This is a genomic window from Verruconatronum alginivorum (assembly GCF_056590205.1).
This window is the reverse complement of the sequence record NZ_JBWPVQ010000001.1, coordinates 615,901-638,136: the sequence shown is the minus strand read 5'-3', so window position 1 is coordinate 638,136 and position 22,236 is coordinate 615,901. Positions and strand designations below refer to the sequence as shown.

At 57.7% G+C, this 22,236-nt stretch carries 16 protein-coding genes and 1 other RNA gene; 8 read left to right on the top strand and 9 right to left on the bottom strand.

What is annotated here, in order from left to right; translation table 11 throughout:
* Positions 1-210 precede the first annotated feature (210 nt).
* The 3 genes from argH (at position 211) to ACWUI2_RS02100 (ending at position 3,688) form a co-directional block, all read left to right on the top strand.
* Positions 211-1,629: an argininosuccinate lyase gene (gene argH / locus ACWUI2_RS02110; RefSeq protein ID WP_486981208.1), complete on the top strand. Its 1,419-nt coding sequence runs from the start codon at positions 211-213 to the stop codon at positions 1,627-1,629.
* Positions 1,630-1,793: 164 nt separating this feature from the next.
* Positions 1,794-2,152, top strand: a transfer-messenger RNA (tmRNA) gene (gene ssrA, locus ACWUI2_RS02105).
* Between the two features lie 276 nt (positions 2,153-2,428).
* Complete coding sequence (locus ACWUI2_RS02100; RefSeq protein ID WP_486981207.1) at positions 2,429-3,688, top strand: hypothetical protein; 1,260 nt, start codon at positions 2,429-2,431, stop codon at positions 3,686-3,688.
* Between the two features lie 63 nt (positions 3,689-3,751).
* On the opposite strand, the gene ACWUI2_RS02095 is transcribed toward ACWUI2_RS02100, so the two are convergent.
* The 7 genes from ACWUI2_RS02095 to ACWUI2_RS02065 are packed head-to-tail and all read right to left on the bottom strand — an operon-like array spanning position 3,752 to position 14,584.
* Positions 3,752-7,177 (bottom strand): type I restriction endonuclease subunit R, encoded by a 3,426-nt coding sequence (locus tag ACWUI2_RS02095; RefSeq protein WP_486981206.1) that lies wholly within the window; start codon positions 7,175-7,177, stop codon positions 3,752-3,754.
* Between the two features lie 2 nt (positions 7,178-7,179).
* Positions 7,180-7,407 carry a hypothetical protein gene (locus tag ACWUI2_RS02090; RefSeq protein ID WP_486981205.1) on the bottom strand — a complete coding sequence of 76 codons (228 nt, stop codon included), beginning with the start codon at positions 7,405-7,407 and terminating at the stop codon, positions 7,180-7,182.
* Positions 7,408-7,433: 26 nt separating this feature from the next.
* Positions 7,434-8,189 carry a DNA-binding protein gene (locus ACWUI2_RS02085; RefSeq protein WP_486981204.1) on the bottom strand — a complete coding sequence of 252 codons (756 nt, stop codon included), beginning with the start codon at positions 8,187-8,189 and terminating at the stop codon, positions 7,434-7,436.
* Positions 8,179-9,108, bottom strand: coding sequence for a HipA domain-containing protein (locus ACWUI2_RS02080; protein ID WP_486981203.1), 930 nt, complete (start codon positions 9,106-9,108; stop codon positions 8,179-8,181). The genes ACWUI2_RS02085 and ACWUI2_RS02080 overlap by 11 nt, the downstream gene beginning before the upstream one ends.
* Positions 9,109-9,113: 5 nt before the next feature.
* Entirely contained in the window at positions 9,114-11,378 is a 2,265-nt protein-coding gene (locus tag ACWUI2_RS02075) for a YecA family protein (RefSeq protein ID WP_486981202.1), read from the bottom strand.
* 3 nt (positions 11,379-11,381) lie between these two features.
* Complete coding sequence (locus tag ACWUI2_RS02070; RefSeq protein WP_486981201.1) at positions 11,382-12,503, bottom strand: restriction endonuclease subunit S; 1,122 nt, start codon at positions 12,501-12,503, stop codon at positions 11,382-11,384.
* On the bottom strand, positions 12,500-14,584 hold the full coding sequence (locus ACWUI2_RS02065; RefSeq protein ID WP_486985031.1) for a type I restriction-modification system subunit M: 2,085 nt from the start codon (positions 14,582-14,584) through the stop codon (positions 12,500-12,502). The genes ACWUI2_RS02070 and ACWUI2_RS02065 overlap by 4 nt, the downstream gene beginning before the upstream one ends.
* 266 nt (positions 14,585-14,850) lie before the next feature.
* Between ACWUI2_RS02065 and ACWUI2_RS02060 the strand changes: the two genes are divergently transcribed.
* Together ACWUI2_RS02060 and ACWUI2_RS02055 are read left to right on the top strand one after the other, a co-directional pair.
* On the top strand, positions 14,851-15,303 hold the full coding sequence (locus ACWUI2_RS02060; RefSeq protein WP_486981200.1) for a toll/interleukin-1 receptor domain-containing protein: 453 nt from the start codon (positions 14,851-14,853) through the stop codon (positions 15,301-15,303).
* A gap of 6 nt (positions 15,304-15,309) precedes the next feature.
* Positions 15,310-16,368, top strand: a complete 1,059-nt coding sequence (locus ACWUI2_RS02055) for an endonuclease NucS domain-containing protein (RefSeq protein WP_486981199.1) — start codon at positions 15,310-15,312, stop codon at positions 16,366-16,368.
* A gap of 372 nt (positions 16,369-16,740) precedes the next feature.
* Here ACWUI2_RS02055 and ACWUI2_RS02050 read toward each other — a convergent pair whose 3' ends face one another.
* Positions 16,741-17,454: a hypothetical protein gene (locus tag ACWUI2_RS02050; RefSeq protein WP_486981198.1), complete on the bottom strand. Its 714-nt coding sequence runs from the start codon at positions 17,452-17,454 to the stop codon at positions 16,741-16,743.
* 30 nt (positions 17,455-17,484) lie between these two features.
* A complete protein-coding gene (locus ACWUI2_RS02045; RefSeq protein ID WP_486981197.1) occupies positions 17,485-18,699 on the bottom strand; it encodes a substrate-binding domain-containing protein in 1,215 nt (404 codons plus the stop codon).
* A 115-nt stretch (positions 18,700-18,814) separates the two neighbouring features.
* Here ACWUI2_RS02045 and ACWUI2_RS02040 point away from each other — a divergent pair, with 115 nt between their 5' ends.
* From ACWUI2_RS02040 to ACWUI2_RS02030, 3 genes are all read left to right on the top strand, one after another.
* Positions 18,815-19,825 (top strand): hydroxyacid dehydrogenase, encoded by a 1,011-nt coding sequence (locus tag ACWUI2_RS02040; protein WP_486981196.1) that lies wholly within the window; start codon positions 18,815-18,817, stop codon positions 19,823-19,825.
* 145 nt (positions 19,826-19,970) lie between these two features.
* Entirely contained in the window at positions 19,971-20,708 is a 738-nt protein-coding gene (locus tag ACWUI2_RS02035) for a DUF1559 family PulG-like putative transporter (protein ID WP_486981195.1), read from the top strand.
* 55 nt (positions 20,709-20,763) lie between these two features.
* Positions 20,764-22,203, top strand: a complete 1,440-nt coding sequence (locus ACWUI2_RS02030; protein ID WP_486981194.1) for a polysaccharide lyase 6 family protein — start codon at positions 20,764-20,766, stop codon at positions 22,201-22,203.
* Positions 22,204-22,236: the final 33 nt, after the last annotated feature.

Below are 22,236 nucleotides of genomic sequence, written 5' to 3'. Positions count from 1 at the left end.
CCGAGCATCATTGGCGTAGTCGGGTTGGCTTTGCCGCCCGACCGCAGCGGTTGGAGCGACTGGATGGAGTTTGGCTTCGTGCGTCGCGGTGCGGCTTCATTCATCCTTTTCCAGTGTTTTGGACGGCGCTTTCACCGGTTCGAAATTGATCGCAGCATGCGAGACTTTTCCAATTGCCCGAAAGCGGATTCCGGGCAATTGTTTATCGCTATGGCCAATGACAAGCAAGCGACTTGGGGAGGAAGATTTTCGGAAGGACCGGCGGACTTGATGCTGCGATTCAGCGAGTCGGTGTCGTTTGACCGGAGGCTGGCCCCGTTCGACATTCTCGTCAACCGAGCCCACTCGGCGATGTTGCACCGGATCGGGGTGTTGACCAAGGCCGAGATGGAAGACATCCACCGGGGGTTGAAGGTGGTCGGCGACATGGTGGAGTCCGGCGGGATTTCGTGGGAAACCTCGCTGGAGGACGTTCACATGAACATCGAGCAAACGCTCCACCGGGCGGTCCCGGCGGCGGCGAAATTGCACACCGCCCGTAGTCGGAACGACCAGATCGCCACCGACATGCGCCTCTTCTTTAAAACCGCCTGCCGCGATCTGGAAAAGGAATTGCTCGGAGTGCTTCGGGTCTTGGTCGAACTCGCCCAGCGGACCGATCGGATCTACATCCCCGGCTACACCCACTTGCAACGAGCCCAGCCGGTTTCGATGGCCCATCAATTTCTCGCCTACGCGGAAATGTTCGGACGCGATCTCCGGCGCTTCCAACAAGTGGCGGCCAATGCCAACTACTGTCCCCTCGGATCCGGCGCCATCGCCGGCAGCACTCTCCCGGTCGACCGGGAATTCGTCGCGGAATACCTCGGCTTCGTCGATGCCGACGGCAAACCCCAGGTTACCCACAACGGGATGGACGCCGTCAGCGACCGCGATCTCTTCATCGAATTCGCCTCCGCGTGCGCGATGTGCGGACTCCATTTTTCCCGGGTCGCCGAGGACATGATTCTCTGGAGCAGCCAGGAATTCCGTTTCGTCGATCTGCCGGACGCCTTCTGCACCGGCTCGAGTTTGATGCCGCAAAAGAAGAACCCCGATTCAATGGAGCTCCTCCGCGGGAAAGCGGCCCGCCTCCACGGGAATCACCAGACGCTTTGCATGTTGGTGAAAGGGCTGCCGTTCACCTACAACCGCGATCTGCAGGAAGACAAGCCGCCGGTCTTCGACAGTTTCGATCAAACCCAGCTCTCATTGCAAGTTCTGGCCCAAACCCTATCCGGGCTTCAGCCGAACGAACCCGCCTGCGCGAAAGCCGTTTCCGACCCGCTCCTCCTCGCGACCGATCTCGCTGATTATCTGGTGATGAAAGGGGTTCCGTTCCGCAAGGCCCATCACGTGGTGGGCGAACTTGTGAAACTGGCGGAAGAAAAGAAGACGCCGATCGACCAATTGGATTACCGGGAAGTCCATGGCTTCTGCGATCTGATCGAAGAAGACTGGGTCGACGTCTTCGATTTGGACCGAGCGATGTCGAAGCGCTTGGGGACCGGCATGCCCGGTCCGACCCAGGTGCAGATCGAAATCGAGCGCTGGCGGGCTGTTTTAGCCGAAGCCGACCGTGCTGAATAAAAACGCATTGTTCGCTTGCAAAACCCCCGAACCGGGACGATATGTATCCTCCTGTTCTTTGAGCGCTTTAACCGGCGCTCCTCCGGATCTCATCCGCGAATGACCGAATCATCAGGAAATTCTCCCTCATAATTCATCATTCAAAATTCATCCTTTTCTTCTTGGGGGGTGTTACGGATTCGACCTTATGGTGGAGTGCAAGGTGGCATGTCGAGGATGATGGTTGGCCTCGTAAATCTTCCATCAAAAAAACAAATGGCAACACTGAAGAAATGCCTCTGGCTGCTTAATTAAACACAGCCACGTCTCCCTGCCAACGCCTGCTAGGCAGAGGGGGCGACGACAGCAGGTATAGCCCGGGTTGGGTTTCCGATGCCCGGGCCGTACTTCACAATTGGATACTGGCCTTGGAGCGAGCGTGCGTCTTCGCGTGCTCCGGGCGAGATTAAAAAAGACGATAAACATGTAGAAGCTTTGCGTGAAGTCATAGGGGACGCGGGTTCGACTCCCGCCACCTCCACCAGTTTTCGTTCAGCGTCAGCGGACGAAGCCCGTCCCGGCGTAGCCTTCAGGCGAAGCCTGACCGCAAATCACCACGAACGGGAATTACGCCCGGGCAGGTCAGCAAGCAGAAAAACCGGCTCCACAGTTCGATCTACCGTCATCCGTGGATGAGCGTCTCGTAAGTTAACCCCTCATTCGGAATGTGGCCAGCATCATTGCATCGGACGGATTCTGGATCACGGCTGTTTTGATTGTCACTCTCGATCAGTGGTCATAGCTCTTTCAGATGGGGTTTATGAGCATCACAAGTTTCCTCCCGGCCGAGATCCTGACGCGCCTCAGCCAAGCCCGGACGCGGGACGAGTCGGTGCAAATCTGGATCGACCATCCTGAAGTGCTTGAGAACCACCTCTTCGTTCTTTCCATAGACGACGCCGAAGGTGGGATGCGTTGGCCAGCCCGCTTGGACTTGGCGGATCGCGGATTTCTCCGCTCCATTTTCCGCCATTCGAGTCTTTGGTTTGTGAGTCATGAAATTCTTGCCGCCATGTTCGGGCCGGAGCAGAGGGTTGATCTCCCCATGGACTACACCATCGGTTTCGATATCAACGCCGCCGAATACCTCCGCGCCATGGTCGAGGGGCGCGACCGAACGATCGTCGAAGCCTTTCGGTCGGCCGCCCGGCAGCTCGCGGGGAGGCGCTTTAATTGGGACCTCGGTCCCTACCTCATGGAGAGGGCCGCCCGTTTGGGGGACGGGGAAGCTATCGACCTTGAGTGCATCTGGCGAACGGTTGTCGCATCCGAACGCTTCGGAGCCTGCGACCAGGCACATTTTGCGCAGACCGGCGAGATCGTCCCTCAGATCTCCGAAAACGACATCCTCCGGAAGGCCCAGGATCTCCTGGCTGGCTGGGATCAGCAGTTGAAACGCGGCGGGTTCAGTAAAATCAGGGAGCAACACCGGCTCTTCTACCTGATGGCCCTGCAGATGGCATGGCTTGAACAACGGTATCCCGACCGGCGCTCGGCCCGGAGAAAATTGGTCGAATTTATCTCCTTCATGGATCGGGAGATCAGTTCGATGTTTCACAACATCATTTGGGCTGCCGGAAAATTCTTTGAACATGGCGGCCAGTTTCGACCGCTTAGCAAGCTTACGAGTAAGGGCAGGAAACTCCTCCAAAACGCCGAGAATGTCGCATGGGACCTCCTTCATTTCACCATGCGGCGCGACTTCGTAAGCGTCACGGGCCATGATGGCGCCTTCCTGGTTCCTTACTTCCTGACCTTTGATCGAGGGCTGGCCGAGCTTCTCGATGGCTTTCCCCAGCGCAGTTGCCTGCTTTCGCCCCACCGCGGTTTTCCTCAATTTTTTGGAGAGGTCGACTTTGAGCAATGGCTTCTCGCAAGCCTGGGCGAGAGCTTCGCGGAAGTTCGAGACTGCTTCACGATTGAAGGAGCCGAGCGGCGCCGGGAGCGAGGTTTCAACATCACAGCCGCCGCCACGGAGGAGCGCGTCAGATGGCTGGAGGCAGCTTTGGGAGCTAATTGAACAGGTGAATAAGCGCCACCGATTCTGAGCGAGGATGCGCCGTTCGGCATCATCAAAGCCGCTTCATGCCACGGTCGCCGCAGCGAACCGGCCGCCGGCGCTTTGATGCCAGACGTGTTGGTAGATTCGTGAGGCGACCATCTGCTTCTCTTCGCCAGTGAAGGGCGGTTCTGGAAGCACCTCGAAAATTCGGTCCAAAATAAGAACTTCAACCTCGGCCCGGGTCTGCTCCTTTTCTGTCCATCCTTCCAAGGGAGCGACGGCCTCTTGAATTGCTTCAAGGAGATTCTGGCTGGCCTGCTTGACCCGCTCCCGTTCAGCTTTGGACAGATTCTCTTTCTTCAAGAGGTCGAAGATCGCCAACTCGTCCTCGCTGAGGCCCTCCTCTGCAGCCCGCCGTTGTTCCGCGTCCAACCCTTTCATCAGGTCAATCAGCCTGGCAAATGTCTCTTCCACGCTGACGCGGTCCTTCTCCCGGTTATAGTCGGCCACGATTTCGGAATACCGCTTGTAATAGTCCATCCGCTGAGGATTCCGGCCAAGCATCTGAACCAGCTTCTTTTCGACAATCTCGCGAATATCCGCCAAAACCGTCGCTTTTCGGCGGACCTTCCTGGCGAATTCATCCCTTAGCTTTTCCAGGTCGATTCCACTTAGATCGTAAAAGCGCTCCTCTTTGACTTCCTCCTCAGGTTGCGCACGGATGGCCTCGTTCACGATTTCCCTCAGCTCTTCGAGGAGCTCCGAAACATCGGCGGTGTCCCTCCTTTCTAATAGCTTCTTGTAAATGGCCTCCAGATTGTCATGACGCTCCCCGTAAGCTGCGGCGGAGGGCTCCATGATGAGGGCCTTGAACCGAATGAAAACCTGACGGGCGAGTATTTCGAAACGCCGCTTCGCCTCATCGGAGGTATAGACTGCTTCCACTCCGTCCGCGAGCGCCTGGATCTTCGTGAATCCTTCTGCTCCCTTCAGCCTGTTCGGGTCGAATCCCAATCCCCGCAGGTGCTTCTCTGTTTCCTCAAGCGCGGCCTCCAATGCCTGAACTCGCTCTTCAATTGGGGCCACGATTTCCTCGTCTCCTCCAGATTCTCCTTCATCGCCGAGCGCGTATTGTGCCAGCGCCTCGCGCAGACTTTTCAGCATTCCGTTATAGTCAACGATCAGCCCAAAATCCTTTCCCGGATAAACACGGTTTGCCCGCGCGATTGCCTGCATGAGGGTGTGCGCCTTCATCGGTTTGTCGATGTAGAGCGTTGACAGCGACTCCACGTCAAAACCGGTCAGCCACATTGCGCAGACGATAGCGACCCGAAAGGGGTGATCCGGATTCTTGAACGCCGTTTCCACATCCACGCGGGTGTTTTCCACCTCAAATCCCTGCTTCATGCGTGCTCGATGCGGAATCACGTCGAATCCGATCTTTCCGAAACCCACTACCTCATTTTGTCCTTCACTGATGATGATCTCGACTATCGTCTCTTCGAGCCATCGGACCTGGCCCCGGAGCCATGTGAGTTCCTTTTCCACCCGCTCCCGATCCGCCTCATCCTCGACGGCCGGAAGCTCTTGCTCGTGCTGTCTGATCATGGCTCTCGCCAGCGCGATCTTCTCCCTCCATCGCGGAATAATCCGCTGATACATCTTGGCGCAGGTGATTTTGTCGATGCAGACGAGCAGAGACTTGCCCGATTCCCACCGCGCCGCACAGTGCTCCACGAAATCGTCAGCGATTTTGTCCAATCTCTCCGGGGCCGTGATGACTTCATAATCCTGGCCGAGTAACTTCTCCAGGAGAGCCTCCTTATCCGGATCGAGCTCCGCTTTGGCAATGGCCTCCGCGATCCGGTCGTTCAGATCCAGCCGGGTGACCCGCAGTTTTTCCCCTCGGTTTTCGTAGACCAGCTTTACAGTGGAGCCATCCTCTTCGGATCGTTTGAAGTCATACCTTGAAACATAGCTTCCAAAAATCCGTTTGGTCAGATGGTCGTTCTTGAAGAGCGGTGTCCCGGTGAAACCGATGAACGAGGCATTGGGAAGCGCCAGCCGCATGTTTCGGGCCAGCTTGCCGGCTTGGGTCCGGTGCGCTTCGTCCGAAATGACGATGATGTCGTCGCGCCTGCTGTAAGGCTCATTCGGATCCACGTCCTGGTTGAACTTGTGGATCAGACTGAAAATAAAACGATGATTTTCTTTCAGGAGCCCCTTTAAAACCTCCCCGGACGTGGCACGCGGCGTCCTCTCATCTGCCACGTCGCACCCCACAAATGTGCGATAAATCTGGCTGTCGAGATCGTTTCTGTCGGTCATCAGAAGAAAGGTGAACTTCGACGAAACCTTCCGCCGCACCTTTTCCGCGAAGAATGCCATGGAATAGGATTTTCCGCTCCCCTGAGTGTGCCAGAACACGCCGAGCTTCCCCAGATCAGGGTGCGCGGGCTCCACCACCTGTAAGGCGCTCTTTTCCTTTCGTTCATCCAGCGCCGAAACCATCGGCGCCAAGTCCCTATCTACCGCTTCCTCAGGGGGAAGCTCTACCACGCGGTAGGAGAGGCGCTTCTCCGGTGGGAATGCGTTTTTCAACTCCTCTTGCCGCGTGACGGCTGCCACACCATTGTTGACTCCCAGCACCTGGTGATTTCTCGCCACGATTTTTCGAATTGCTCCAGGCTTGCTGCCGTCAAAAAGCACGAAGTTTTCGACGAGATCCAGCAACCGGTCGTGAGCCAGCATGCCATTAAGCAGCACCTCCGCGTCGACACTTCCCTTTTCCGATTCATTCAGTCTCTTCCATTCGTGGAAGTGCTCCCAACTGCTCGTGATTGAACCATATCGAGCGCGATGGCCATTGCTGACGATGAGGAAGGCGTTATGGTGGAAAGCGTGAGCGATGACATTTTCGTCGAGATAGTCTCGCAAATTTCCGTCGAATCCGGCGCGGATGTTCTTGTAAACCGCCTTTAGTTCAACGAACACCAGCGGCAATCCATTGACGAAGCAGATCAGGTCCGCGCGGCGGTTGTAATTCGGCGTGCGAGGTCCGGTGATCTTTAGTTCGCGCACCGCGATGAAACGGTTGTTCGCTTTGCCGTCCGGGCCGATGCCGTTGGAAAAGTCCACCACCTTGGCTCGCCCGTGCCGAAGGTCTCCTGACGTGTCGCGATAGCTCACCGGCACCCCGTCGCGAATGTAGTGATAGAACTCCTGATTTTGCTGGAGCAGTCCCCTGGAAAAATCGTGCCGCGTCATCGTCTGCACGGCCTCATTCACCGCGGGTTCCGGCAGATCAGGATTCAGCCGTTCAATGGCGGCGCGGAGATCACGAGTAAGCACCACATCCTTCGTATCGCTCCGACCCAAGGTTCCGGCTGGACCGAAGGTCTCCTGATTCCAGGCGTAAACACTTTCCCACCCGAGCACCGTTTCGAGGTGATCGGCAAATGTCTTCTGAACCAGCCGGTCTTCGCTGTTGATGTCGGTGTAGGCCATGATCAGCCGCCGCGGAGCCTGCGAACCCACTCGGCCGCATCAGGCACATCAGCCCAGACCTTCGTCCCTTGCTCAATGAACCCCTCCAGACCCAGTTCCTCGCGAGACCCATCAAAGGGGACAGGCCGACCATACGGCGGATAAGGATCGTTGAGGATGCGAAGCCCATTCTCCAGCACCTCGTATCGGAAGTCCTTTCGCGGGGCGGCGGACTTGTCGGATGAGTTCATAGCGGACCAGCTTCGATTGACAGCGCCTATTCCGCCAGCGGCTGAAATTCCTCCGTGGACATGGGTTCGTGTTCCTTTGGCCAGTGGCCGCTCAATTCGATCAACACGCGCTGCTTCGATGGAGCGGGGACGGGATTGATCCTAACCACCTGCGCCGCATAGTCGCCAGGCGCGTAGGCGATGGCGTGAACCAGGTCGTTCACCAAATAACGGGGAGCCCAGCCGATCATGTGGTAGTCCTCAGACTGAATTTGCACGGCGAACCCTGTTTCCGGATTCGTCAGTTCAATAGTGACGTAAAGAGGCTCATCCGCTTGCAATCCCGCCAGACGCCCTTGCGCTGACTCATTCGTGTGACGCCAGCCGTGCAGAAAAAAGCGACAGCGGAAAGCTCCGTTCTCCTTTTTTTCAATTTTTGGAAACACCTGAAAGCTGTCGGTCGCCCGGTAACCGCCATCGACCGACAAAATGTCCAAGGGGTCAGGATCGCTCTCCTCGATAGCAAGTAGCTTAAGGTAATCCTGAAAGTCGCGGCGCTGAGGAGTCATGACGCGATTCTTGAACAAAGGGAAGAGGCTATCGGACGTGTAGCGCCGGTCAAAATCCGGAAAGTCATACAAAGGGGCAAATCCACTGCTGTGTTGCGCCTCCCGCGCCCCCTTTGTGTAGGCAAAGGCATAGTGACGCTCAGGGCTGGCATCCAAACGTCCCACCGGAAACCACCGGCGGCTTCGGGCATCCTGCCAGGCAAGAAAAACAGTTTTTGTCGGATTAGTGGGCATATGCTCTTAAAGAATGGAGATTAAAATGGAAGAGATCGACAACAAAGCGCCTTGACAAGTCGCTCATCCAACTTCGCGGGATTCGTGCGACAATCCGCTCCATCACGGCGGGATCGAGGTTCTCCAGCTTTCTCAGGGCAGTTTGAAAATAGTGGCGCAAAGGATCCTGTTCAAGACACCATTCCACCAACTCCAAGGGCGGGGGACCCCGTTTGGAAGTCTCGTCCACAAACACCGCTCCAGAGGCGCGGCTGACGTATTTGCCAACTCCCAGCTCATCGAGGTAACGTTGGCGGCTCTGTTTGCCTCCTTCATCCCGCAGCTCTCGCCCGAGCGAGGACGCATGGTCGAACGTCGGTGCCAACCGCCCGCGGTAGGTGCCATCTTTCAGTTGCTTGCGCAGAATGCCCCAGTTCTCGTGATGGCGGTCCACATTTCCGATCAGAGCATCAAACACCAGGTATTCCGCTAATTTCAGACGGCAACTTTCCGCATATTCCTTGGACTGAAAAATTCCCATGCTTTGGAACATCCGCTGCACGGTATGCATCGGATGACGCCCCTTTCGGTCTCGATCATAAGTCGCATCCATCCCCGCCAGAATTTGGTTGCCGTGAAAAAGTTCGTAACGTTCGAAGGTGTCTCCGGCAAGAACCTTGGTGAAACTCAAGGTCCCGGAGCCTCCCTGTCCCTCGAACTCCGCCAGCTCCACCCGTGGAGCGACGATCTTCATTGAGCACGCAACCTCGTAAGCGATCTTTTCCGCCCAATGCTGGCCGGTGCCAGATGTCGGAAACTTGAACAGCCAGTCCCGTTTCTCGGGGTCGCGTGGGTCGCGAAACCAAAACTTCGTCTTGGAGCCCATCTGTTCGGACTCCAATACCCAGTCGGGGTGGATCTGCATGATCGGGTAATCCATGTCCGTCATTCTCCCTCCCTTCGAAATTGAACATGCTCCATGCAGCACTTCTTGAATTTCTTCCCGCTCCCGCAAGGGCACCGATCGTTTCTGCCAGGTTTCGGCGTCCCCGGGGGCAGAGAGACAATCCGGCTTTGTCCGGTATCGTTCTTTAAAAGCTCCTCCATCACATCTTCGTATTCCCACTCGCCCTCCAGCCATTGGGCGATCTCAAACGGCCCGGATTTCCGTAGGTCGATCCCGAAAGTAACCGTCGATTTTGCCCGTGCGCGGTAATGCTCGATCCGGGTCCGGACGGTGACGTTCTTGAAAAACTCCCCCGGGGTCAGTGAGCGGTGAACCATTACATTCACCACGACGTCGTCTTCCCGGATCGTCGTTCGGTTGATCTCGTAAGTCGGCCCTGCTCCCTGACGGAGGCGTTTCACGGAGTTTGCCAACCGCAGCAGGGCATTGTTACTCAGGCTCAGAAGCGCAAAGGCAATGTAGCGGGCGTCATCATCCGGGCGGCGCCGCAGTTCTTCGAGTATCTCGCGGATCGGTTCCGGGAGATCCATAACCGGCATCGTGTCGGGCGTCGCCTCGCCATACCACTCGGCCGAGAAAAAGTCTTCGAACTTTTCCTCGCCCCCCGTGAAGGTGATCATTGATGGGCCACCCTGATGTTCAGCAATCTCTTTACGCCCCTCGTAAACCGAGGGGTGAAGGCGGTTGTCGAGATACTGGCCGAAGATGTCCAGTTCGTCGCCGCTTAAGCGCACGCCGAGGCCCTGGTGGGCCGTCCGGCGCTCGATATAATACAGGAAAATATCCGGGTTTTCCGCGAAGCGCGTGATCACGTCGAGATCGTCGAGGGAGACGGACCATGGAAAGGCGTTCCCCTTGAAAAGACCGAGTTGCTGCGTGACCGCCAGTTGAGTGGTGATTCCGAACAGATGCTGGAGAGTTACCGAAATTGGCATCACTCTCCGCAGGCTCTCCCGCGAGACGGTCAACTGTCGCCCGCTACGCTTCTCCTTGAAGGTAATTTTTCCGTCCTCTTCGAGCACCCGCAACACACGCCGGGCCTGATAGAACGCGTCCTGAATGTTCTTCGACAGGACGTTTTTCAGGCCTTTCGCTCCACCGCGCACCGCCGATTTGGCGACTCGATTGTTTTTGGCCTCCAGGATGACCAGGAACGGCCCCCAATGAACCACGACGTCCGCCTCCGTTTCTCCGCCTGGTTTGTTCGGATCCCTGAAACAGGCGCTCTGGAGAATGCTGCTCGCGGGAAACAGCCGTCGCATCTGGTTCGCGATCACGGTTTCCATCCAGGCGGAAGCGCCGTCAACATATCGATTCACCAAGCTGGCATCACTTCGCGCAACATCATCGAAATAGGAGAAAATGGCGTCGAGCACGGTCGTTCCCTGAAGAGAAAATGCGCGTTCAGGATCGGTGAAATAGAGCGGACGGTCCTGCAAATCCACCACCTTCGCGACCGATGCCAAATTGCCTGGACTCAATCCAATCGCCCCGTGCAGGGCGTTCCACTCGGCTTGCTCAAGATCCGGGACGCGCTGCGCCACTTGCGTTCTGTCGGGAATCCAGGCCCCTCCCATTTCGGCGAGACAGTCATCCATCGCGCCTCGGACCCTTTGTGCTTCCTCACGGTTGTCCGGTTCTGTTTTCCCACCGAGCAGCCGCCGCATTTCATCGCAGAGACCGTGCCAGCGGGCTTTCATGGCGTTTATGTTCTCTTCTGTCCGATCGATGATCGCCATCGCGATCTCCAGCGTCCGGAGCGGCCCGATGCCGACTCTTGATCGAAACATCTCCTCCAGCCCCGCAAAAGCTCCGGTAATCCTCCTCTGCACTTGAACCGGATAGGCCGAGCCGCGCACGTTTCCGGTAACCATCCGGAGATGAGCCCCCAGCAAATCATAATCGCCCTCACCCGCGAATATTTCCGCGAAGGAGAATGCGCTTTGGTATTCCTCGATGACCTTGATGACCCGGTCGATGCCATCGGCATCCTCCGAACCTGCCCGATCAAAATGCGGAAACAAAAGCCATGCGGCTAACTCGATCGCCGCTGGCGCCGGCCGCGCCGACTTGCTCCCGTTCCCGGAATGCACGGCAGCCATCCGGGAGAGAGCATAACTTGCAAACACCGCCCGCGCATCGACCCCCTTCAGCTCATCGATGAACTTTCTTTCGGCTTCCGCCAGTTGCTCGCGAGCGCGTTTTGCAAGATCGCCAGGGGATGGGGCACCGTCCGCATTCATTCATTATACCTCGATTTCGCCGCTCATCAGCTTCGGGAGGAGAAGGTCCCGGGCAGCACGGAGCTTTTGATTCTGCGTGCGCAGGTTGTGAATCTGAGAAAAGGCGGGGTCGCTCGTCTCCGCGAATAGGGTTAGTAAATTTTGAGTCGGAACGAGAATCTCGGCCCGTTCGAAATCGGCTGCGACTACGGCGGGATATGCGGCGCCCTTGGCATGATTTTCAAGGTAGCCGACGAACGCATCCGTCGTTGTGGCAAAGTAAAGGAAGCAGGTGGGCGCGCCACGCGGTGTTAGGACAGCAAAGCCCGTCGACACGATGAGATTTTCGGGCGGGTTCCAGATGACCGCGTGCGAACGGCGATTGGGACGCACGCAGGACCAAATGATGTCTCCGTGGCGAACGATCCGTCTGGCCCGACTTGGAGCTTCCGAAAAATCCATCTTCGTGGTTCCGGTGATTTCTCCCGGAAGGACCGAAGCGATGTCCACGTATTCGATTTCCCCCTCATATCCTCGCTTGACCGAGGCGGAGTTAATCTCGGCGATTTCGCCGACTTGCTTTCGCTCCCATCCCTCTGGAACTCCGTCAACTATCTGGACATGCTCGTGGCCGGGGAAGCGGAGGCGGACAAACCATTCCCGGCAAAGCTGCCGCGACGCCTCCTCCAGCAACTCTATTCGCCGCCGATTGTTCTCGATCAGGTCGTCGTAGGCGGAGAGGATATCAGTGATTGCTTTCTGGGTTGTCGTATCAGGAGCCGTGACGGGTAGGTCGTGAAGCACGTTTCGGTCGACGCCAGGAACAGCTGCCTTGTCGCTCCGATAATCACGTAAAACGTTCTTCAGAAAATAGGCTGCGAATTTGGGATCGGTGGTCTTGAAATCGACGACATACAGAGCTGTGTTGAGAGGCCAATACGGCTGTTCGATGTAAAAGACCTCCCCGAGCGTACCGTACCTTCCTGTGACCACGCCCGGGGGAGCTGCCTTCGCCTCATTATGAAAACCGGTGACTCCCGATGAAGAAACTACCGGGATTTCGCCATCAATTCTCCGGTCATTTGGAAGATCATGGCCGCGCTTTAGGGTAAGGAGGTCGCCAAGGCGGTAGCTTTTCCAGCTCATGCCCCCAATCCCTCAAAGTTCTTCTGAATTCTTGCGGCCAACTCAGCAGCCTCCGCATTCAGATCCGCCAGCTCGACGTGGATGTCGCGGATGGTTTGCTCAAAGTCGAAATCCTCGTCCACCTCGACTGGCGCCACGCCGACGTAGCGGCCGGGCGTCAGACTCCAGTCGGCGGCTTCGATGTCGGCGCGACTGACGATCCGACAGAGGCCGGGGACGTCCGCAAACTTTCCTTCCGGGAAACGGGAAAGGAGCCAGTGGGCCTGCCGCTCGAAGTAGGCGGTGCGCTTGAGTTGCTCCACCGCTTCCTTGCGGGCGGCATCCAGCTCCTTCTCCAGCTTCGCGATCGCCCGGCCGTTCCAGGATTCGTGAGAGCGAACCTCCTCCTCTTTCCCGGCGGCATCGACCAGGCGCGAGGACAGCTTCACCACCAGATCCAGATCCTTCACCAGATCCCGGCAGGCGCCGGCCAGAGGATCCAGCGCATCAAGCCGGTCCTTGAGTTTTTGGAACTCCGGATCGCACTCCTCCTGCCATTCCCGCACAATGCGTCCCTCCCATTCCTCCAGCGAGCGAAAGCAAAGGGCGGCCGCCTCATCGCGTTCCTTCAGGAGACTCCGCAACGGACTCTCCTTCGACAGCGATTGCCAGACGGGGGCCGTGGCTGCCTCCAGCGCCTTGTAAGCGTCCCGAAATACTTCCGTATACCCCGCGATCGCCCCTGCCTCGGCGATCGTTCGATCCAAGTAGCTCTTGACCAGTTCGAGAAAGCGATCCGACTGCCCCCGGTAAAGCCAGACGATGGCGGTGAGGTTCTGCAGTTGCTCCGGGGTGAAATCGTAAATCTTACGGGTGACCTTCCGGTAGATGTTCCGTGCATCCAACATCAACACCTGGTCGCGGCGTTCCTTTGGCTTTCCTTTGTCGAAGTGCCAGAGTTCGCAAGGGACTGTGCGTGTGTAGAAGAAGTTTGAGCGGATCGAGACCATCACGTCCACGTCGCCCGTCTCCACGATCTTGCGGCGCACCTCAGCCTCCTTGTTGCCGGCGCTGGAGGCCTGCGACGACATCACGAAACCGGCGCGGCCCTTCGGCCCGAGGTAACTGTGGAAATAGGAGATCCAGAGATAGTTGCCGTTCGGGACCTTCTTGTCCTTGTTCACCCCGGGCAGACCGAACGGGAGGCGGCGGTCGGTCTTCACCTTTTCTGAATCGACCATGTCCACGTTGAAGGGCGGATTGGCCATGACGAAATCGCAGTTGCCCCAAAGCGAATGGTTCTCCGGCAGGCGGTGAACATCCTCGTAAAACGTATTGGCCTCCCGGATATCGCCCTCCAGGCCATGGACCGCGAGATTCATCTTCGCCAGGCGAATGGTGGTCGCCGTCTTCTCCTGCCCGTAGAAAGTGACCCGATGGCCGGTGTCCAGCCCATGGCCTTCGATAAAGTGGCTCGTCTGAACAAACATCCCGCCGGACCCGCAGGCCGGATCGAACACTACTCCGTGTTCAGGCTCGATGACATTGACGATGGTCTGCACCAGCGAGGGCGGGGTAAAAAATTCGCCATTGTCCTGCGCCCCCTGCATGGCGAACTTCATCAGGAAGTATTCATAAATGCGCCCGAAGACATCGCCGCTGGCATTGCGCAGCGTCTCGCTGTCGAAAGTCCTCAGCACGTCCTCGAGAAGGTCGTTGTCGAATTTTTCGTAATCCTTCGGGAGCTGATTCGCGAGCGGCTCGAAGTCGTCCTCGATCGCCTTCATCGCCTCCATCAATGCCTTGCCGAGGTGGGTTCCCTCGGGCAGTTTCAGCAGGCGGTCGTAGCGGGCCTTTTCCGGCAACATAAGCGCCCGCCGTTTCAGAAAATCGCCCTTCACGATCGGGCGCGGCGGCATTTTTCCCGAGCGCTGATCCTCCTCGATCTGGCGGAGGGCGGCGTTGTAGCGATTGGTGGCATGGCGCAGGAAGATAATCCCCAGCACCGGCATGCAATATTCCGACGAAGTCAGCTTGGAGTTGGCGCGGAGATTGTCCGCCGTCTCCCAGAGATCCGCCTCCAGCTTCTCAATGTTCCGCATCTGATCGCCATCGCCTTGCGCATGGAGCGGACGAACCAGCGGCGCCGCCACAGGAGCTGGCGCTTTCGCGGAAACAGGGACATTGGGACTGGAAGTCGGCGAAGGCATGCCAACTGTTCTTGCCCCGGCAGCAAGCAAGGTCAATCCTTTGGGAAGAAGGCGATCGCCTGGTTTATGGAGGGAGGTTAGAAGGGCGGGGAAGCATTTGTAGTTGAAGCAGGTGGGGACGCCAGTAGAAATGATCGAGAACCCAATTATTCGACCGAATGCCCGACGTTTTCATCAGTTATTCCGCCAAAGACAGTGCCCTCGCCCGTGCCATCCATTCCAGCGCTCAGCTTGTCGGATTGTCCTCCTTTCTGGCGGAGCTTTCCCTAAAACCGAGCGACGACTGGAAAAAGACGATCCTTGAGAAGCTGGAACAATCCAAATGGGTCCTGTTTTTGGCAATTCCCAACTCCTGCGCATCGAGCGCCGTTATGCACGAGATTGGGGCGGCATTGGTCCTGAAAAAGAGTTTCGTTCCGGTCCGGATCGGCGTGCCGGTAGAGGAGCTCCCCGATTGGATCAAGGACCGTCAAGCCGTCGACGGCACGGATCCGGAGGCGATGAAGAGCCTGTTTCAGCAAGTGACCGAGCAGATTAAGGCGGATCAGATCAAAGCCGGCCTGGTGCTCGGGGCAATCGTCTTCGGGATTTTATGGCTGGGTAAGGAGTAAGAAACGATGTCATTCAGCATGAAACTCTGGCAGGTCGCCGACGGCGGTCTGAAGGAAGTGCCCAAGTCGAAGCTCGACAAAGAATCCCGGCTCGAAGAGTGGGTGCGGCGTGATCCAAGTTTGCTCGGGATGGATCTGCTGATCGTCGGCCAGCAGGTGATGACGCACAGCAAAGGCTTCATCGATCTGCTCGCGCTCGATCAGGATGGCAACCTGGTCGTCCTCGAACTGAAAAGGGACAAGACTCCCCGGGAGGTGATCGCGCAGATTCTCGGTTATGGCTCCTTCGTCCGAAAGCTGACCTTCGAAGATCTCGACGACCTCTCCCGGAAATATTGCGCCAAATCCTTGGGCGAGGCCTACGCCGAGCAATTCGGTGGCAGCTTGCCCGATCAGGTCAACCAGAGCCACCAGTTAATCATCCTGGCCTCGGCGCTCGATGAATCGTCGGAGCGGATCGTCGGTTATCTCGCCGAGGAACACGACGTCCCGATCAACGCCATATTCTTCACCTTCTTCGAAACCGACGGCCAGGAATTCCTCGGCCGCGCCTGGCTGCGAGACCCCGAGGAGGTTCAGGAAAAGGCGGTGTCGCGGAAGCAGGCGCCGTGGACCGGCTTCTACTTCGTGAACGTGGGCGAGTCGGATCACCGCAACTGGGACGACTGCCGGCAATACGGTTTCCTCGCCGCTGGCTACGGCCCAAAATACGCCCGGTCGATCCAGAAGCTGGAGCCAGGCGATCAGGTCTTCGCCTACATGAAAGGCCTCGGCTACGTCGGCTTCGGCGAAGTCACCCGCGCCGCGGTGATGGCCAAAGACTTTGTGGACCCGGCGACGGGGAAGAAGTTGGCCGACCTTCCCCTGAAGGAGCCGCGCATTCTTCACGATGCGGATGATACCGATCTCGCTGACTGGGTCGTAGCCGTCGACTGGAAGAAAACCTTCCCCCGCGAACAGGCCAAAACCTTCCTCGGCGTCTTCGCCAACCAAAACATCGTCTGCAAACTCCGCCACCCGGAGACGGTGGAATTTCTCAAACGGGAGTTTTCGAATGATCTTTGACCACCCAATCTGGTAATTGTCCCGCTCGCACTATAGCTAGAGGGTATCCGAAAAGGGTTTCGGGCGTTCTGCTTGGCTGAAACAGCGGTGACACACCCCATCCGCGGCGCGGCAAAGCGCGCCAGCGCGACGACGGCCATGCTCGCGCATGGTCCCCCCCTCTCAAGAGGGGAATTGCTTACAAAAAGATCCCCTCTTGAGAGGGGCGGACCGCTCGCTAGAGCGGTGGGGTGTGTTTCCGGGCCGGTCCGGTCGCTGCAAACCCTTTTCGGACGGGGTCTAGCTATGGAAGTAATCCACGCCCGCTCAACAGGCCCCGCACAACCGGCAAACCGTCCGACGGTGGTCGCGGGAACAATCCCCCAAGGGGAACTAACCGAAACCATTAAAATCCTTCCGGTATCGACTGACGCGATAACCAATACAGAACCCGACAACCAGCAGAAAAACAGCTATCCCCACTAGGTAAGGTAATGGATTTACGGTGATGGCAACGGCGCGAAAATAGTAATCGAGGTTCGGCACAACAGTGAACTCATTTTGCTTTGTAAAGGCATATGCAGTGCCGAAGTCATAGCCTCCGTTGTTCTCCCAAGTCCCTGAAATACGGTAATTTGCGTTGGGCTTTTCGCTTGATAAAATAAAGCAGTAAGTTCTCCAGCCAAGTAACAGCGGCGGATCCGCGAATGTCGCGGTAGCTGTGAACTCTTGAGGTTGTGGTCGGGGGGAGCCTTTCCCGCCATCAGTCAAACTTGATTGATCGATGAACGAAGCAGCAATCATGCGGCCGGGAAGCCCATTCTTCATAGAGTGAAGGGCGACCTTTAATGGAGCGAACTCGGACTCCTCCAAGACTTCTACGATCCACGACACCTCTGCAAGACGCCCAGTCTGCGTTGGCGAGAATGACTGCCCGATTCGGTTGTCAAAGACACTGTCGTTATCCACTCCCAAGCCCGCCCCAGCCGAAAAGCTGGCTCTGAGTTCCTTGGGAGGCAGATTCTCAGCGATAGGAAAGCGTTGTTGGGAGGTGGCGAAACTTGTGGAGGCGATTAAAACGACGAAGGTTAAAAGATGTTTCATCATAGCTGGGATCGGGGGAAAGAGTTCCGGATGTCAGACTCGTTGCCGAATCTTTTTCACGGTGCCGCGTTTGAGGTGGGGGGGGTCGATGAGTTCGCCGCGGCTGACGGGGTTGCCTTCGATGATCGTCCAGAGGCGTTGGAAGGCGCGGCGGCCGATGGAGGTGAAATCGAGGTCCATCAGATCGTAGGGGAACGTCTTGGCCGGAAGGAGAGAGGGGCAACCGCAGGCGATGACCGATAGGTCGGCGGGGACGCGGAGGCGGAGGGCGGTCAGGATCGGTTGGAGTGCCACCATGTTGCCGACGTAGGGAGAAAACAACGCCGTCACGCGGTCGGGCCCCGTGAGCGCCTTCTTCACGTCGGCGAGTTCGCGGCGGGTCAGGGTTTTGAGCGCGGACAACGGGAGGACTTTCAGATCCAAACCGGTCAAACCGGATTCATCCATGGCCATTTCGAATCCTTGGAGACGTTCACGGATGATGTCGCTTTCAATCGAGCGCCCGAGGAAGGCCAACCGGCGGTGTCCTTTCGCGAGGAGCAACCGGGCCGCATCGTAGCCGGTTCCGACGTTGTTGATGTTGATGGAGATGGCCTTGGTTTCTTTGCAGTTGTCGAAAACCGAGACGACCGGGATGTTGGCCGCGATGAGAGGGATGGTCATCGGGGAGTGGTCGGCGACATAGGTCCGGCGGAAAATGGCCACGCCGTCGGGGCGCTGTTGCAGGAGGGAGGCGGTGATTTCGCGCTGGATCTGGGCTTGGCCGTTGTTGAGATAATAGATCACTTCGGAGTCGTGTTGGACGGCGGTTTCGAAGAAGGCGCGGGTGCAGACCAAGGCGGACGAGACCAACGGCGGAACCTGGAAGAGGGGTTGGCTCCGGGGGGTCTCCGCCCCGTCGATGACGAGCGCGATTCGGCGGCGGCCCGGCTGTCCGGGATTGCGGAGTTTGTAACGGATCGAATCCCACGTAGCGGGCGGGGGGAGGTGCGGGGCGGAGCCTTTGTGAAGGAGCAGGAGCGCCCGTTTCTGCGCGCCGGCGGTGACGCGGTATCCGCTTCTCGGTCGCACATGAAGAATGCCTTCGGAGACCAGTTTCGCGAGACTGACCTTGGCGGTGGTTTCCGAGACTTTCCACAGGTTGCAGATCTTCCGGTTGGAGAGGAATTTACCATCATCCGCGTAATAACCGCTGGCGACTTCGACAAGAAGAGACTGGGTCAATTGTTGGTTCAGGAAAGGTCTCATGGGAGGACAAAAAGATACACAGTTTGTTTCTGGCACCGGAACGATTCCAGTTGAGACGGACCATCGCAAGGTATTTTATTCGAAGCAATCCACAACCCCCAAATTTTTTCCACCGATGAAAAAGAAGTTACTGATGGCAGTGAGAAAAGAGTTGTTCCCAACGGTGTTCGCCGACCGGGATGTCCGCCGGATCATGGAGACGTGCGACATCATCAACCGGGAGCTTCCGGAGCGGGTGACGCCGGAGTTTCTGCGGGAAAGCATCGCGGACGCGGAGATTCTGGTCACCTCCTGGGGAAGTTGCCGGGTCGAGGAAGAGGTGATGTCTCTGGCTCCCGCGTTGAAACTCCTTTGCCATGGGGCCGGCACGGTGAAGCCGATCGTCAGCGACGCGATCTGGACGCGGGGCGTTCAGGTGACGAGCGCCGCCGCGGCGATCGCCTATGGGGTGGCGGAGTTTTGTCTGGGGCAGATTTTGACCGGCACGAAGCGGGTCCATTGGTTGGCGCAGCAGACCCGCAATGGCTATTGGCGGGACCAGGTGCCGGCTTGTTTCGGCGGCGTATCCGAAATTTACGCACAGAAAATCGGAATCATCGGCGTCGGCCATGTCGGACGTTTGTTGATCGGATTGCTCAAGAATTTCACCTGTGACGTTTTGGTTTACGATCCCTATTTGCCGACAGCCCGGGCGGAGGAGTTGGGTGTTGAGAAAGTCGATACGTTGGAGGAACTTTTCTCCCGGTGTCTGGTGGTCTCCTTGAATGCGCCCAGCACGGAGGAGACCCGCGGAATGTTGCGCGGATCGCATTTCGCGCTGTTGCGTGACGGAGGAATGTTTGTCAATACCGCCCGGGCCGATCTCATCAATGACGTGGAGTTTATTCAGGAACTCGAAAAAGGCAGATTCATCGCCTGCATCGATGTGACCCAGGTGGAACCGTGTCCCTTGAATCATCCTTTTCGGAGGTTGCCCAACGTTCTTTTGACTCCGCACGTGGCCGGAGCGGTGGTGCAAAACCGGTTGAGGATGGGAACGATGGTCGCCGACGAGGTGGAACTTTATTGCGCGGGCCGACCCCAGCGATTTCCCGTGCGGGTCGACGATCTGGCGACGATCGGTTGACCGGGCCGACGAAAAGGATTCCCGCAAAAAAGATACACAGTTTTGAGATCGGGGCGGTTGGATTTGGATTGGAATGGCGCGAAAAAGAAGGCTTAATAAAAACCATAAGAAGCGCTGCAACTTATAACATTGAAAGGTACTAATTATGTCTACTGTTCAAGAATCATCTATCTCCCTGAAAGTCCGCGCCTTTACCCTCATTGAACTGCTCACCGTCATCGCCATCATTGGGATCCTGGCCGCAATCCTGATTCCGGTGGTCGGAGCGGTCCGGGAGAGTGCCCGGGCGGCTTCGTGCACATCAAACCTGAGGCAGGTCGGCGCCGGTCTCCTGCTTTACGCTTCCGAGAATGGCGTCATTCCGTCGGCGCGCAACGAGGACAGCAACGGGGTACTCCTCGGATACTGGCAACGGACGATCTGGGAATACGTCGGTTATGACCGCAGCACGTTGCGTGTCGGTGAGAATTACGAGCGGATCGATAGCCAGGTCACAAACATCTTTCACTGCCCGACCGTTCGGAACGGGGATATCCAGACGATGTTGACCCCCGGGGCGAGTTCGCCCCAGTTGTTTTCGTATGCGATGAACTACCTGCCGAACTTTGTGTTTTATAATCAGGGAACAGCATATGCGGAACGGAACCCGATGCCATTGGAGGGGCTCGATATCCCATCCGCGACGGTGCTGATTTACGAAGGGGCGAACTGGCGGGGACACGGCGGGCATTACCATACGGCGCACGGGTTGATTCCCCACAACGAGGCGGCGAATTTCCTCTTCTTCGACGGTCATGTGGAACGGGTGTCTTATTCGAACGTCCCAGAATACACCGCTCGGACCTCCGGGGCGTTTTGGGGCGGGGACGTTTCCGTTCGTTAAACATCTCTCTTTGCGGTCTCGGTTCTTCGGAGCCGGGCGGCCCTCTCTATTTCTTATGTATTCGCAATTTCAATGCGGTTGGCTTCCGGCCGTACTTCTCGTTCTCGCCGCCACGGTGTCCGTGGCGGCCAAAGATCCCGGCGCTCCCATCGAACTCTCGGAACTTGCTCCCTGGGAGGAGAAGTGGAAGACCGCCGGGGCGGAGATTCGGTTTGGAGAAGAAGGGCGCATCTTCCAGGTGGAGACCCCGGCGGAGATTCGTCGGGTCATGCGCAACGATGCCCGGCCGGGGGACGTGCTGGTGATGGCGAACGGCGAATGGAAGGACGCCGAGCTGGTTTTCGAAGGAAAAGGGGAGCCGGGGCGGCCGATTACCTTGAGGGCGGAGGAACCGGGGAAGGTTTTGCTCACCGGCGGGTCCCGTCTGTCGATCGGCGGGAGTCACTTGGTGGTTGACGGACTGCATTTCCGCGACGGAAATTTGAAGGCCGGGGCGGTGATCCAGTTTAGGACGTCGGCGTTCGGAGAAGCGACGAACTGCCGCTTGACGAATTCGGCAATCACCGATTACAACCCCGCGGATCCATTCACCAGTTACCATTGGATCAACCTCTTCGGACGGGAAAACCGGATCGATCACAACCGATTTTCCGGTCAGGACCACGCCGGGCGCATGATTACGCTGATGGTGTCGGACGAGCCGAACTACCACCGGATCGACCGGAATCATTTCGGTCCCCGCATCCATCGTGATCCCGATTCCCGGAGGTCGGGCGGTGCGATCATCATGATCGGTCACTCGTTCAGCTCGATGCATGATTCCCGGACGCTGGTGGAGTATAATTATTTTGAGAACTGCAGCGGCCACGGAGAAATCCTTTCCAATAAATCGAACGAGAACGTTTACCGTCACAACACCATCGTGGACTCGCGCGGCGCCCTGACGCTTCGCCATGGCGATCGTTGCGTCGTCTATGGGAACGCGTTTCTCGGGAACGGCGGGGCCGGGACTGGTGGAGTCCGAATCATCAACGCGGGACATCGGGTCGAGGCGAACTATTTCGAACGTTTGGCCGGGGCGGGTTGGACGCCCCCGCTCGGCATCATGAGCGGGCAGGTCGAAGGGGAAATCCATGAATACTTCCCCGCGCGCGACTCCCTCATCAAGAACAACGTTTTCGTCGAGTGCCGGAGGCCGGTCGTTCTCGGATTGGGGTCGGAGCGACCGGCGTTGAGCGTGCCGCCCCAGAATATTCATTTTTCCGGAAACGTCTTCCATGGCGGCGAGGGGCCGCTGTTCGAAGTGCGTGCCCCCCCGGTCGGTCTGAAGTGGACGGAAAACCGGGTAGTCGGCGTCGAGCCGGGAATCGACGGCGGCGCAGGCCTCGCGGTTAGCGGCGCTTCCACCGCATCGCCTCCGTCGCCGGTCTATCCGCTCGTCGATCCCGGCGAGGTCGGTCCCTCCTGGTTCAAGTCCGATCACGTGTCGCCGTGAACACCCATTTCACCTTAACCACAACCATCACCC

Bases quoted from the DNA above. Each gene is read 5' to 3' on its own strand.
- argH (WP_486981208.1), top strand. From the start codon at position 211: ATGGCCAATGACAAGCAAGCGACTTGGGGAGGAAGATTTTCGGAAGGA.
- ACWUI2_RS02100 (WP_486981207.1), top strand. From the start codon at position 2,429: ATGAGCATCACAAGTTTCCTCCCGGCCGAGATCCTGACGCGCCTCAGC.
- ACWUI2_RS02095 (WP_486981206.1), bottom strand. From the start codon at position 7,177: ATGGCCTACACCGACATCAACAGCGAAGACCGGCTGGTTCAGAAGACA.
- ACWUI2_RS02090 (WP_486981205.1), bottom strand. From the start codon at position 7,407: ATGAACTCATCCGACAAGTCCGCCGCCCCGCGAAAGGACTTCCGATAC.
- ACWUI2_RS02085 (WP_486981204.1), bottom strand. From the start codon at position 8,189: ATGCCCACTAATCCGACAAAAACTGTTTTTCTTGCCTGGCAGGATGCC.
- ACWUI2_RS02080 (WP_486981203.1), bottom strand. From the start codon at position 9,108: ATGGATTACCCGATCATGCAGATCCACCCCGACTGGGTATTGGAGTCC.
- ACWUI2_RS02075 (WP_486981202.1), bottom strand. From the start codon at position 11,378: ATGAATGCGGACGGTGCCCCATCCCCTGGCGATCTTGCAAAACGCGCT.
- ACWUI2_RS02070 (WP_486981201.1), bottom strand. From the start codon at position 12,503: ATGAGCTGGAAAAGCTACCGCCTTGGCGACCTCCTTACCCTAAAGCGC.
- ACWUI2_RS02065 (WP_486985031.1), bottom strand. From the start codon at position 14,584: ATGCGGAACATTGAGAAGCTGGAGGCGGATCTCTGGGAGACGGCGGAC.
- ACWUI2_RS02060 (WP_486981200.1), top strand. From the start codon at position 14,851: ATGCCCGACGTTTTCATCAGTTATTCCGCCAAAGACAGTGCCCTCGCC.
- ACWUI2_RS02055 (WP_486981199.1), top strand. From the start codon at position 15,310: ATGTCATTCAGCATGAAACTCTGGCAGGTCGCCGACGGCGGTCTGAAG.
- ACWUI2_RS02050 (WP_486981198.1), bottom strand. From the start codon at position 17,454: ATGATGAAACATCTTTTAACCTTCGTCGTTTTAATCGCCTCCACAAGT.
- ACWUI2_RS02045 (WP_486981197.1), bottom strand. From the start codon at position 18,699: ATGAGACCTTTCCTGAACCAACAATTGACCCAGTCTCTTCTTGTCGAA.
- ACWUI2_RS02040 (WP_486981196.1), top strand. From the start codon at position 18,815: ATGAAAAAGAAGTTACTGATGGCAGTGAGAAAAGAGTTGTTCCCAACG.
- ACWUI2_RS02035 (WP_486981195.1), top strand. From the start codon at position 19,971: ATGTCTACTGTTCAAGAATCATCTATCTCCCTGAAAGTCCGCGCCTTT.
- ACWUI2_RS02030 (WP_486981194.1), top strand. From the start codon at position 20,764: ATGTATTCGCAATTTCAATGCGGTTGGCTTCCGGCCGTACTTCTCGTT.